General features: G+C 30.9%; 15 protein-coding genes. All 15 read left to right on the forward strand.

Annotated elements, in window-relative coordinates:
• Positions 1-111 precede the first annotated feature (111 nt).
• The 15 genes from ML462_RS15415 (at position 112) to ML462_RS15485 (ending at position 13,268) form a co-directional block, all read left to right on the forward strand.
• Positions 112-885 carry a hypothetical protein gene (locus ML462_RS15415; RefSeq protein ID WP_240714730.1) on the forward strand — a complete coding sequence of 258 codons (774 nt, stop codon included), beginning with the start codon at positions 112-114 and terminating at the stop codon, positions 883-885.
• Between the two features lie 167 nt (positions 886-1,052).
• A complete protein-coding gene (locus ML462_RS15420; RefSeq protein WP_240714731.1) occupies positions 1,053-1,532 on the forward strand; it encodes a hypothetical protein in 480 nt (159 codons plus the stop codon).
• A 273-nt stretch (positions 1,533-1,805) separates the two neighbouring features.
• Positions 1,806-2,762, forward strand: a complete 957-nt coding sequence (locus tag ML462_RS15425) for a hypothetical protein (RefSeq protein ID WP_240714732.1) — start codon at positions 1,806-1,808, stop codon at positions 2,760-2,762.
• Between the two features lie 282 nt (positions 2,763-3,044).
• On the forward strand, positions 3,045-3,614 hold the full coding sequence (locus ML462_RS15430) for a hypothetical protein (protein WP_240714733.1): 570 nt from the start codon (positions 3,045-3,047) through the stop codon (positions 3,612-3,614).
• 291 nt (positions 3,615-3,905) lie between these two features.
• Positions 3,906-4,418 carry a helix-turn-helix domain-containing protein gene (locus ML462_RS15435; protein WP_240714734.1) on the forward strand — a complete coding sequence of 171 codons (513 nt, stop codon included), beginning with the start codon at positions 3,906-3,908 and terminating at the stop codon, positions 4,416-4,418.
• Between the two features lie 178 nt (positions 4,419-4,596).
• Positions 4,597-5,190: a Riean_0653 family protein gene (locus ML462_RS15440; RefSeq protein ID WP_240714735.1), complete on the forward strand. Its 594-nt coding sequence runs from the start codon at positions 4,597-4,599 to the stop codon at positions 5,188-5,190.
• A gap of 197 nt (positions 5,191-5,387) precedes the next feature.
• Positions 5,388-5,885, forward strand: coding sequence for a hypothetical protein (locus ML462_RS15445; RefSeq protein WP_240714736.1), 498 nt, complete (start codon positions 5,388-5,390; stop codon positions 5,883-5,885).
• Positions 5,886-6,048: 163 nt separating this feature from the next.
• Positions 6,049-6,783: a methyltransferase domain-containing protein gene (locus ML462_RS15450; protein WP_240714737.1), complete on the forward strand. Its 735-nt coding sequence runs from the start codon at positions 6,049-6,051 to the stop codon at positions 6,781-6,783.
• A 161-nt stretch (positions 6,784-6,944) separates the two neighbouring features.
• The gene (locus ML462_RS15455) at positions 6,945-7,658 is read left to right on the forward strand and encodes a hypothetical protein (RefSeq protein ID WP_240714738.1); all 714 of its coding nucleotides are present in this window, start codon (positions 6,945-6,947) and stop codon (positions 7,656-7,658) included.
• 161 nt (positions 7,659-7,819) lie between these two features.
• Complete coding sequence (locus ML462_RS15460) at positions 7,820-9,316, forward strand: DUF5677 domain-containing protein (RefSeq protein ID WP_240714739.1); 1,497 nt, start codon at positions 7,820-7,822, stop codon at positions 9,314-9,316.
• Positions 9,317-9,476: 160 nt separating this feature from the next.
• The gene (locus ML462_RS15465; protein ID WP_240714740.1) at positions 9,477-10,316 is read left to right on the forward strand and encodes a DUF4886 domain-containing protein; all 840 of its coding nucleotides are present in this window, start codon (positions 9,477-9,479) and stop codon (positions 10,314-10,316) included.
• A gap of 256 nt (positions 10,317-10,572) precedes the next feature.
• Positions 10,573-11,025 carry a hypothetical protein gene (locus tag ML462_RS15470; RefSeq protein WP_240714741.1) on the forward strand — a complete coding sequence of 151 codons (453 nt, stop codon included), beginning with the start codon at positions 10,573-10,575 and terminating at the stop codon, positions 11,023-11,025.
• A gap of 252 nt (positions 11,026-11,277) precedes the next feature.
• Entirely contained in the window at positions 11,278-11,850 is a 573-nt protein-coding gene (locus tag ML462_RS15475) for a hypothetical protein (protein WP_240714742.1), read from the forward strand.
• 163 nt (positions 11,851-12,013) lie between these two features.
• Positions 12,014-12,547 carry a hypothetical protein gene (locus tag ML462_RS15480; RefSeq protein ID WP_240714743.1) on the forward strand — a complete coding sequence of 178 codons (534 nt, stop codon included), beginning with the start codon at positions 12,014-12,016 and terminating at the stop codon, positions 12,545-12,547.
• Between the two features lie 319 nt (positions 12,548-12,866).
• Positions 12,867-13,268, forward strand: coding sequence for a hypothetical protein (locus ML462_RS15485; protein ID WP_240714744.1), 402 nt, complete (start codon positions 12,867-12,869; stop codon positions 13,266-13,268).
• Positions 13,269-13,303: the final 35 nt, after the last annotated feature.

Raw genomic sequence — 13,303 nt, forward strand, 5'->3', positions numbered from 1 at the left:
GGCACCGCTAGATAGAAAATAATTAACTTGACCAACTAATTAATACTAAGCTGACAAATCCGCGTCCCCTACTCCGCCAACTGGCGATAACCGGGACCGTTGCCCACAATTATGAAGAAAATCGATAATAAAGAAATTGTTACTAGTACTGCTAAATCAATATTTGGTGTTATTCCTTTCGGTGGAGCAGCCCTGGATGAATTATTCTTCGAATATAATGGAAGAATAAAACAAAAAAGATTAAACCGATTTGTAGAAATTCTTGCAGACAATTTTACAGCCGAAAAAGATATTAATATCGATAATATTAAAACCGAGGACTTCAATGATTTATTTGAAGCTGTTATAAGAAGAGTTGTACAAACTAAATCAGAATTGAAATTACTTCGCTTTAAAGATATTCTGATTAAAGAATTAAATAATCCAACTCAGGAAACGGAATTAATCGACATATATCTTGATTTAATAAGTTCACTTTCTGAAGAAGAATTAATAATTCTGCTAAGCCATAAAGACTTTGACAAGTCCTATGATGAAGAAAGAAAACAACTAGATAATCTAAATGAAAGATATACTAAGGTTAAAGAAAATCAGCGAAGTGAGTCTATAATAATTGGAAGATCAAAATATCAAGACGAATATGAAACTGTGACTAAACAGATTAATCAGATCAATGAAAAACACAAAAAATTAGAGAAATATAGAAATGCTAATTATTATAATCTAACCGAGCAAAAATTCATTTTTTACAAGCAAAGATTATTTTCAAAAGGTCTCATTCTTGACTGGGGAATTGGTAGAATTGGTGTTGATCCTTTTGAAATGATGAGTATAACTCAATTTGGTGCGGAGTTTATAGATTTCATAAAAAATAGCGACACATAACTGTGGGCAACAACGGTTCATCGCCAATAAGCGGCACCGTTAGTAAGAAAATAATTAACTTGACCAACAAACCAATACTAAGCCGACAAAGCCGCGTCCCCTACTCCGCCAACTGGCGATAACCGAGACCGTTGGCAACAAGCTTGACATAAATTGAATAAAGAAGAATGGCATTTTGGAATAATCTAAATTTTACTTTAAAAAGGAAACCAAAAAATCCGACTGAATTCGTCCAAAGATTTATTCAGGATTGTAAAAAAAGCCGTGTTCAATTAGAAATAATTAGAGAAGACCAAGTCCTAATCCAAGTGGACTCACTCCGATATACACCATCTTGGTTTAAAATTTTCAAAATTGATCCAGAAGAATTTAAAAATGGATATGCAATCTTCTTTATTCTAGATCAGAAAGAATTGGAAAAAAACCAAAAATATATCGAACTAAAAAAATCAGATTTAGAACTCCTGGAACATGATGAAATGCTTGAAAACACTCCAATAAAAACATTTGTGAAATTTATAAAGCAGACAAATGATCCGATTAAACTAGGCTTGGAAATGAAGAATATAATCGATGTTATTTTTAAAACAAATGAAAAAGATCCACAGGCACTTTTTAATTTAAGATATTTAGATGTTCAAGGTTAAACGCCAGTTGCCAACAACGGCTCATCGCCAATAACGGGTTTAGTCGAAAAAGTGCAATTTTAGAAATCAAGAAATAAAACAAATAAGCCGACAACTCCGCATCCCAACTCCCGCAACTGGCGATAGCCGAGACCGTTGGCAGCAATATGTTTGGATATCTGAGTTTTACATAATATTTCAAAGAATAAAAGATCACTTTTATCTAAATTTTTATCTTTTACCGTTATAATTTAATTTTTAGTGATAATTTACTTAAGCACTAATTTTTTAATTATGGTTTTAGTTTTTAGAAGAATTTTAATAATTACAATTTTAGCCCTAACAAACTTTTCCTGCTCCACCGATAATCAAACTGATGATCAAGAGAATTCCTCTGATCAAGAGGATATAATTTTCATACCTGATGAAAATTTTAGAAATACACTATTAAATAAAAATTGTGTTGATACAAATGGAGATTTAGTTCCAGAAAGTAATGTGGATTTGAATAATGATGAAAAAATACAAAGAAGCGAAGCTGAATCAGTGACACATTTAATATTAGATTTTGATTATGGTTCGCCTAAAAAATTTGTGGATTTACAGGGAATAGAAAACTTTATAAATATTCAGAATCTAATAATTTCAGGAAGTGGTGGAAATGCAGATAATTTTGATCAAGTTTTAAATACAGAAAACCTTAGTTATGACCTTAGTAATTTAAAAAAGTTAGAATATCTTTCCATTAAAACTTTGGCTACTGAGCATTTTGATAATTTAAATCTCTCTGGATTAAATAACCTGTTAAAACTAGATTTGTCAGGAAATCGTCCAATTAATTATGGTGGAGATTATGATAATCAATTAATGAACGTTGATTTACAAGGTTCCGAAAATCTAAAAGAATTAAATGCTTCTAATAGTTTTGTCATTTTAGATTTCTGTCAAGTTCCGAATCTAGAAAAACTAAATCTATTTTACATGGAAGGCGCTGAACCAGAAGTATTTGACTTTCATTGTTTAACCAAACTAAAATGGCTCAATATAGGAGAGAATATGATTGAATCATTAATATTGAAGAATTCTTCTGTATTAGATACATTTATAACAGATGGTGTTGGTTCTAGTGGTACAAACCCCATTTATCCTTATCCACAAATTATTTGCATAGATAATATTCAACAAGAAATAGATCAAATCTCCCCAATAGTTGGAGAAAATACAACTGTTACATTTGATTGTTCATTTTAAAATATTCCCATAAACATACAGCTGCCAACAACGGTTAATCGCCAATAGCCGGCAGCTTTAGAAAGAAAATAATTAACTTGACCAACAAACCAATACTAAGCCGACAAATCCGCATCCCTTACTCCGCCAACTGGCGATAACCGAGACCGTTGCAAACAAGAAAAACATTTGTGATTTTCGAAAAAAGAAAAAAAGGACGTGAAAGTTTTTTCTAAAATTGACAAAATAAATTTGCCTCAAATTCAAAGAATACAACAAAGGAATAAATTCTAAACAATGAAAATGTTTAAATCGAAGCTGTTACTACTTACTACATTATTTGTTTCCTCAACATTTTTATCCTGCACGGATGATGAAGAACATATAGTATCACCGCTGGTTGGCGAATACGAATTGATAGAATATAAATCGCAAGCCGAAATTGATTTAAATGGCGATGGGATAAAAGGAAAAGATCTATTATTGGAACTTGAAGAACTATATTTTAATGATAATTACGATAAAAATAATATTCTAGGACACGAATTGAATATTTCAGATTATTATAATATACGCATGTACGCAATGCTACCAGGAATGCAATCACTTGATGACGTACCTTACTCAGGCACCTACGGATCTCGTTGGTTGAGATATGAGCTGAAGATAAACGACGATTTAGTTACAATATCTGACTTTGAACGAATACCAGATGAAATTATATACTATTCTTCTGAACTTGAAAAAATAACCTTAATAGAGCCAAATATTGTTCAATTAGAAGTTTCTCAATCTTTCATTGATTATTCAGACAATGAGAGCAAAAGAATAAAAACAATTGCGACATTTAAAAAGATTCAAATTGACCACTAAATGTCTAAAACGAACTTGCGATAAGAACTTATAAAAAAATTGAGCATTGTTCGATTGCCCAAATTTTAGATTTTCAAAACATAATTTCGTATGTTTTTCCAGTTAGCAACAACGGTTCATCGCCAATAAGCGGCAGCCTTAGAAAGAAAATAATTAACTTGACCAACGAACCAATATTAAGCCGACAAATCCGCGTCCCTTACTCCGCCAACTGGCGATAACCGAGACCGTTGTAAACAATGGCTCCTAAAAAATACAGCTTCAAAAAGTATTAATCTAATCAACCAAGAAATGGATATACAAGAAATAAAAAACTTTCGCAAAAGACATAATCTAACGCAATCAGATTTAGCTGAAATAGTAGGTGTTAAGGTTAGTGCTGTATCGAAATGGGAAATTGGACAAAGAAATATTTCAAATAGTGCTATTAAATTGATTAGAATCTATGATGAAAATAATTTTAGTAATGAAGGTTTGAAAAATGAAAATCAAATTGATTTAAAAGAGTTTAGAAATAAATATAATTTGACTCAAGGAGATTTAGCTAAAATTACTTACTGTAAAATAGGTACTGTTCAAAGTTGGGAGCAAGGAAGAAGGAATATCCCAAAAAATGCCATCAAGCTACTTACCATTTTTGAAAAAAATAAAGTCAATGGTAATGGGGAAAATGAAAGTAATGAATTTTCCAGGGTCGATCTCAAGCTTGATGAAATTTTGAATTATCAAAGATCATTATTGATTGAGATCAAAAACCTAAAATTTCAAATTGATGAATTAAAAAAACATACTAATTTGAGTTAAAATGTCGCCACAGTTTACAACAACGGTTCATCGCCAATAGCCGGCACCGTTACTAAGAAAATAATTAACTTGACCAACAAACCAATACTAAACCGACAAAGCCGCGTTCCTCACTCCGCCAACTGGCGATAACCGAGACCGTTGCCTACAATAACTCTAAGAAAAAAAGTAAAGAAAGATGAAAACCTTTTATTCCAAAATTCTAATTTTAGTTCTATCATTAATAATTTTTAGTTGTAGTACAAATGATGATGATGGTACTAATTCTGACTTACCAGAAATTACATCTGAAGGAGCTTATACTTTTGGATGTAAAATTAATGGACAAGTATTTCTGCCAAAAAACGATCAAGGATGTTTAAACTGTGGATCTCCTAATCCATTGAGGTTAGGTTATTCTCAAGATAGAGAGAATGATGAATATCATTTAAGTGTTATTGCTAGGAATGATATAAACGGTGATGCCAGCATTAATTTAGACCTTTATCTCGACGAACCATTAGAAGAGCGTGTTTACGATTTATCAGAAAGCTATATTCCTTCCATTGATAGAACATGGCCAAATGCATCAAGTAGCATTTATAGAGAAATAAGTGGTGAAACCATTAATTCTTATTTTAAAACAACCTCAGAAGTAACCGGAACTTTAGAAATTATAGAAATAAATGAAAGTGAAAGATTTATAGCTGGAATTTTTCAATTTCAGGCTATAAATGAAGAAGGAAAAGTTCTGAATTTTACTGATGGTCGTTTCGATATTCGTATTTACTAAAAAATTCTGGAAAGAGTTAAAGTAGGCAACAACGGTTCATCGCCAATAAGCGGCACCGTTAGAAAGAAATAAATTAACTTGACCAACGAACCAATACTAAGCCGACAAATCCGTGTCCCTTACTCCGCCAACTGGCGATAACCGAGACCGTTGTGCGTAATAATTTTTAGAAGATTTTCGACTTGTAAGATTAAAAAATGAAAAAAGCCAATAAAATTATTTTAAACAAAAGAACAAATTGGTTTGTAGCTGTTTTCGGTGTCATTTGGTTATTCTTCGTTTTTACAATGGCAACTATTTTAACTTGGGGAATTATTGATTCAGGTAAAATATATGGTTACGAATTTCTATTATTTTATTTAGGAATATTATTATTTGGATTTTTAGGTTTAAGTCTCGTTTTATGGCATCTAACTGGAAAAGAAGAAATAACTTTTGATCCTGACAAGTTGATAATAAAAAAACGTGGTCTTTTAATACAATTTCCGCTAAAATTAAAATATGAAGATGCCGATTATTTTACGCTAAGTGAGGATAAAACTCCATTTTGGGCGAAATGGTGGGGAATATCTGGAGGTGAAATTTCACTTATTTTTTTAAATCAAAAAATTCAATTCGGACAGGACTTAAAAAAGGAAGAAGCTCTTTTAATAATTGAAAAACTCAACGATAAATTATTTGAGAGAAAAAAATAACTACGCACAACAACGGTTAATCGCCAATATGCGGCAGCGTTAGTAAGAAAATAATTAACTTGACCAACAAACCAATACTAAGCCGACAAATCCGCGTCCCTTACTCCGCCAACTGGCGATAACCGAGACCGTTAGGCACAATTAATTCAAAATCCAACTTTAAATGAAAATAACCAAATTAGTTATACTTTTCAATTTTAAGAAAATTCTAATTGGTTTATTTATTTCATTAATAAGTTACCTTTTCTCCAATTTTATCGATAATGAGATTATTACTAAAGCACTTATAATCTTTAGCGGATTAATTCTCCTAAATATTATTCTTTCAATTCTAGCTTCCTATCTACTGTATGATAAGTCTGATTTATATAAATTAGAAAACTTACCAGATTATTTAAATCTAAACCAAATCAAAAACGGAATTTTTATCCACGCAAGCTTTGATCCAATATCCAGGTATCTTCAAAAGAAATATCCGAAAATGAAATTAGTAGTTTGTGATATTTATGAAAATAGACATTTGGAAGAAAAAATGGTTTCAATTTCGAAAAAGGAATTTCCTCCTAATCCAAGAGAAATAAAGATAGATCCAACGGAATTACCATTCAAGGATAATTCTCAAGAAATCATCTTTGCTGTAACTTCATTACACGAAATATTACAACATAGTAAAAGAGTTGAGTTTTTTAAGGAAGCAAAAAGAGTTTTAAAAACGAATGGAATTATAATTATTTCAGAGCAAATGAGAAATGGAATTAATTTCACGTTTTTTAATATCGGAGCATTCCACTTTCTGACCAAGAAAAAATGGAAAAATGCAATTAAAGAAAGTGGTCTTGAAATTTATCATACAAAGAGAATAAATATGTTTGCGGAAATGATAATTATCAAAACTTAACTGTGCCTAACAACGGTTCATCGCCAATAAGCGGCACCGTTAGAAAGAAAATAATTAACTTGACCAACAAATCAATACTAAGCCGACAAATCCGTGTCCATTACTCCGCCAACTGGCGATAACCGAGACCGTTGCCAGCAATATTCACAGAAATCCAACAAATGAGAAAACTGACTTTAATCCTTCTAATAATATTTTCAATTACTAGTTGCAAAAATGATGATAAACCAACTGTAGATTATAATCAAAAAAAGGATAAAAAAGCAATAGTTAGAGATACTTCAAAAATTGTGATTAACGATTTACCAGTGGAAATTGATAGCACAGAATACGTAATTTATGTAACAGGAGAACCACAAGAAACATATTATGGATCATCGTACAGTGGATTAGGTTCTAGATCAAGTAATTCAAATAGTTTTTCTGTTATCTCATCTTACAATGCAGATATACCCGGTTCAATATTTAATTTAAAGTTTCAAAAACGAGAATCTGATTCAATCACAAGTTTGACTGATCAAATTATATTAATTACTTCAGTGAAATTTTTAAGAGAAATTTTTAACCAAAATAAAAAGCAATATCTGATCTACACTGTTTATGATGATGACACAAATGGAGATCAAAAAATAAATTCCCAGGACTTAAGTACTTTGTATTTAAGTAAAATAAATGGGAAAGCTTTTGAAAAGATTACACCTGAAAATCAAGAAATTATTGATTACAATATTATAAAACTTCAAAATCGTTTATACTTCAGAACAATTGAGGATATAGATAAAGATGGTAAGTTCGACAATGAAGATAAAATACATCATTTCTATATAGATTTCGATAATGAAGAATTAAAGCCTAAAGAATATGATATCAGCTAAAATACTGCAGGCAACAACGGTTCATCGCCAATAAGCGGCACCGTTAGAAAGAAAATAATTAACTTGACCAAGAAACCAATACTAAGCCGACAAATCCGCGTCCCCTACTCCGCCAACTGGCGATAACCGAAACCGTTAGCGGCAATGCTTCAATAAAATTTATGGCAAAAAAGAAAAAAGGACGAATAAGACAAACAAGAACTGAATTTCAAAAAGCATTTGATCCATATCCTGGAATGATTCAACCGTTTTCTTGGAAAGCAAGAGCCCCAGAATTTCTTCATATTTCTATTGCTCTATGTTTCAATAAGTATGAAAAAGTAGAAGAAGATTTTAATAGAATTTCAGATTTTATCAACGATAATTTTGAAATGAAAAGGCCTTTTCATTTTAATTTATCACATACGATTTCAATAATTAAGAAGGACTATGAAATTCTAGATTTAATATTTGACACTTGCTTCAAAAATTCTTTTGAACAGATTCTTCCGTTTTACTCGGAACTTTTAGAAATACCTATCAAATTTAAATTTGAACCAAATATTAAATTATTATTTGCGGGATATAATGGCATTTTAGATGGTCGTTCAGACATTGCAATACTATCTAAATATCTTTCCATAAAGTACACACAAAAAGGCAGTAGAGATCCGTTCGGATTACTTTCATGGGATGACAAGGAAACTATTTTAAGACCTGAAAATATTTCGAGAATAATGGCCATGTTCCCACCATCCATTGGACAATCTGAAAATTTCAATTTAGAATTTTCTGAATCTATATGGCTCTATAATTTTATCAGAGTTCCTCATATAGAATCTCGTGACGATACGGAACTAGAAGAGTCACATTTTAAAGAAATGAAATTAAAAGAATTAAGCGACGAATTGGAAACGCTGTTCATTTCATTTAAAAAATTAAAATTAGTTGGATACTACCACCCAAATGTGGCAGAGGTCAACATGGGATTTGCGGCAAGAATTACTAATCTAACTTTAGATACTGTTGATCTTGTAAAAAACCATAAAGGAGAAATAGCTGAATTGGTATTTAGAACTACGTTAGAAACATTTATTGTTGGAAGTTGGTTACTTAATAGACAAGATCCCGATTTACACTTAAGATTTAGAAATTATTCGGTAGGAAGAAACAAGTTTTTCGGGCAGAAAATCATTGAGTATGCAGATGATGAAGACATGAAAAAAGAAGCCCAAAAAATGATTGATGATGAGATTAAAGAATCTGGAACAAATTCAAATGATGTTGCATCTGAACGTGGCGATATTTTCGATTTAAGGATAGATCAAATGGCAGAAGAAGTCTGGGGCAAGGACAATCATTATTATTTCCTATACAAAAGAAGCTCAGGAGTAATCCATGGTCATTGGAGAGTTATGGCAAAATATCATCTTTCGAAAAGTCATAATCCAATGCATGATGGTTTGTACGGTTATAATCAAAATAAAAATCGTTTTGCAGGATTAATTCCAGCTTTTTGCTGTTTGCCACTTGCAGCAAATTTTTTAATAAGAGTTTTAGATGAATTGGATGAAAATCAAGATATAAATAGTCTTAAAAATGATTTGAAGAAGTTAGAAAGCAAGATTTGGGAAACCTACATGATATATTATAAAAAATACGTCCTAAATAAACATTAAATAACATCAAAACGCACAGCCGCTAACAACGGTTCATCGCCAATAAGCGGTACCGTTAGATAGAAAATAATTAACTTGACCAACAAACCAATACTAAACCGACAATTCCGCGTCCCTTACTCCGCCAACTGGCGATAACCGAGACCGTTACCTGTAATTTATGAGAAAAATTCTGCTCCTTATTCTGACCACTATAACGTTTAGTTGTATTTCAAATGATGAAGAAAAATCAAAAGAGATCAATGTATTATTTGTTGGTAACAGTTTGACATATTATAATGATATGCCTCAAAAACTACAAGAAATGTTAGATGAAACAGATTCTAACATAAAAATTGAGCAAATCACATATCCAGGTTTTTCACTTAGTAGACATTTAGATAATATTATTGTTTCATCCTCTGAAAATGGTGTAAATACAAGATTAAAAAATGATGGAGAAATCACAGAAACAGAGAAAAAGTTAAAAGAAAAAAATTGGGATATAGTTGTGTTACAAACAGGAGGAGTTGCTGTTTTAATACCTGAGTCAGTAAAATATCAAGTAAATCCAGCAATTACAAAAATTAAAAACTTAGTCAATAATCAAGACACTAGATTCATACTATTTAATACCTGGACAACCGATGTAAACTATCCTAAAAAATACTGCTATACAGGTTGGATGTTAAACGAAACTTTAGATTCAGATAAAGATTATTGTTCTAAAGAGATTAAAAATTCAGAACATTATCTCAACCTATTAAATAGTAGTTATAAAAATATCGCAGAAATAAATTCTTTAGAAAGAACGAATCATGGTGAAGTATTTCAAAAAGCTTTTGAGAAATATCCAGAACTAAAAATCCTAGAAGATAATATGCATCCATCTAATAATGGTGCTTTCTTAAGTGCTTGCATATTTTATAATTTAATAAGCGATAAAGATGTTCAAGATTTAGAGTATTCGGCAGATTTAGGTCCTAAAACAGCGGCACTTTTGAAAAAGGCTGCTTCATAAACTACAGGTAACAACGGTTCATCGCCAATAAGCGGCAGCGTTAGTAAGAAAATAATTAACTTGACCAAGAAACCAATACTAAGCCGACAAAACCGTGTCCCTTACTCCGCCAACTGGCGATAACCGAGACCGTTGGCAGTAATTTAATTTTGAAAGATTGAGGAAACCATACTTAATAATATTGATTGTAATTTCATCAATCTTATTCGGATTAATTGTAAATAGGTATTATCATGATCTGAGAGAATGGTGGATAATGAAAGATACTATCATTTGGACAGAAAATACAGAGTTAAAATGGGATGATTTTATTTATAATGAGAATAAAGATCTAACTGATAATATTGATGCACATGTTGGAATTTCTGCACGATATAGATTAACAGATAAGATAATTTATAAAAGTAAGACAGCCTTTGTAGCTTCGAAATCTTATGTGTCTGATACAACGAATAAAATCTCACTCAGAATAGCAAATGCTCGATTTGATTTATGCGAAGTATATCGCAGAAAATTGGAGAAAAAAATTGATAGTCTAAGAGCTGGAAATGTGAATAATATAACATTAGAATATTTGGCTAAACAAGACAGCATATTCTTTGAGAAATTTTCCAATGAATGGACCAGATTCCTGGAGATTCCAAAAACTGAATTGATGACAGAACTTAATAGATTAGAAAATAGAATTTCTCAAGAACTTCAGAAATAAATTAAACTACAGCCAACAACGGCTCATCGCCAATAACGGGTTTAGTCGAAAAAGTGTAATTTTAGAAACCAGGAAACATAACAAATAAGCCGACAACTCCGCGTCCCAACTCCCGCAACTGGCGATAGCCGAGACCGTTGTGCAAAATAATAATGAAAGTTCCTGATTTCAATTAAAGAAAAAATGATTATCGAAATACAAGTCCACTGAAGATTGAACTTAAAAAAATCAAACAAATATCTAATTGCGGTTATGATTTCAAAAGCTTATAATAGCTCAATACTTTATAAAATCATATTACCTGCAATAATTTGTTTTTTGATTAATTATTTAGGAGATGGATATGATAATTTTTTAATAGTAATTATTCCTTTTAGTTTATTAATTATTTTGTGCAGTTATCACAAAATGAAATATAATTTCATAATAACCTTCATTTCCTTAATAATACTTTCTTTTATTAGTCTTTATGGATCAATATTAATTTATCTCGGAGGTAGCCGTATTTTAGAAAATTTAATGAATTTAAAAGAAGGTTTTCCTGAATTAATATACGGCATCGCCTATATATTATCATTTTCTATTTTTCCTCTCATATTAATTTTTTATGTGCAAGAAAAACTATTTAAAATAACTAAATCTAATTTTACAAACTATATAAAAGGTTTGGCTTTTTCATTATTAAGCTTTCTTATGCTAATGGAAATAAATAATGGTAGTTTATTAATAGGAATATGGCAATTCATAACTGTTTTAGGGACACAATCATTTCTATATCAAAAAGAATTAATCTGGCTTTTTAATAAATCAGAAACTATAAGATGATGGAATTACAAATTACTTTGCACAACAACGGTTCATCGCCAATAAGCGGCAGCGTTAGTAAGAAAATAATTAACTTGATCAACAAACCAATACTAAGCCGACAAATCCGCGTCCCTCATTCCGCCAACTGGCGATAACCGAGACCGTTGCCAGCAATTTTAATATGAAAAAAATTAAACATCGTAAGGTTAAACAGATTATCTATAAATGCATTTATTGTGAATTCGAAAGAAAAGTTACAGCTGCTTCATATTTAGCTCATTTGGACATGGAACATCCTGAATTAAGTAATATCGATAAAGATGAATTAATCAGAGATGTGCAAAATAAAATCAGCCGCTGCGACATAGGAGAGAAAAAAAGAATTGAAGAAAAACAAGTAAAAAGATCAAGACGAATTGATTTAAATGAATATAAAGAAAGACTTCTAAACGGTCTAGAAAACGTCTGTTTGAAGGATGCTGATTTAAAAGCAATCGAATCAGCTAAAGATTTGTATGAGTTAAAAGAGTTTATCAATTCAAATTTAAAATCGCAGTATAAAAAGGAATTAGATGAAGCTGGAATCGACTACTATATCAATTTAATAAAGGTAAAAAGCGAATCTAAAACTGAACAAAATAAAAATCTAGAATTTTATGATACTACTACTGCTTCAGTTAAGCCGATTTATACACCAATGGGAAATAAAAAGTAATTCTTGCTCAATCGAAAGTTGGAACAATTAAAACTGCAGGCAACAACGGTTCATCGCCAATAAGCGGCAGCGTTAGAAAGAAAATAATTAACTTGACCAACAAACCAATTCTAAGCCGACAAATCCGCGTCCCTTACTCCGCCAACTGGCGATAACCGAGACCGTTGTAGCAAATTTTATTACTAAGATTTTTACTCCAAAGATTGGTAAAAACTTACTTATTTAAATAAATTGAAAAATAGTTTAATATTTCAATAATAAAATTGCTCCAATACATATAACAATAAAACTTAACCATTTATTTAATTCTAAATCACTTATGAAATTCCTAAAAATTACAGTTCTATTATTATTTATTGTAAACATTGGGTGCGCCCAAGATTCCCAAACAAAGGAAGAATTAGAGAATCAAATTATCGGATCTTGGCATTTAGAAAATAGTCCTGAAGCCATTTGGACTTTTTCTGAAGATGGAACGGTTAAAAGATTTAATGGTGATGAATTAATATCCTCAAGCAAATATGAAATAACTAAAAATTGTGATGGAGAGAATCTTTCTAATAAAAACTTCTTTTTAAGAGAAATGGGCGAAAATGGAAATATATCTTGTGCCTACATTGAAGCAATAAATTATGATAATAACGGATTTTTTTCATTAATGACTTTAAACCAGGGTAAAATTGTAGTTTTCAAAAAAGTCCAAAAAAAATCCATGAAATAAAACTTGCAACAACAACGGTTCATCGCCAATAAGCG

It is taken from the genome of Christiangramia lutea, assembly GCF_022489035.1.
Taxonomy (GTDB): Bacteria; Bacteroidota; Bacteroidia; order Flavobacteriales; family Flavobacteriaceae; genus Christiangramia; species Christiangramia lutea.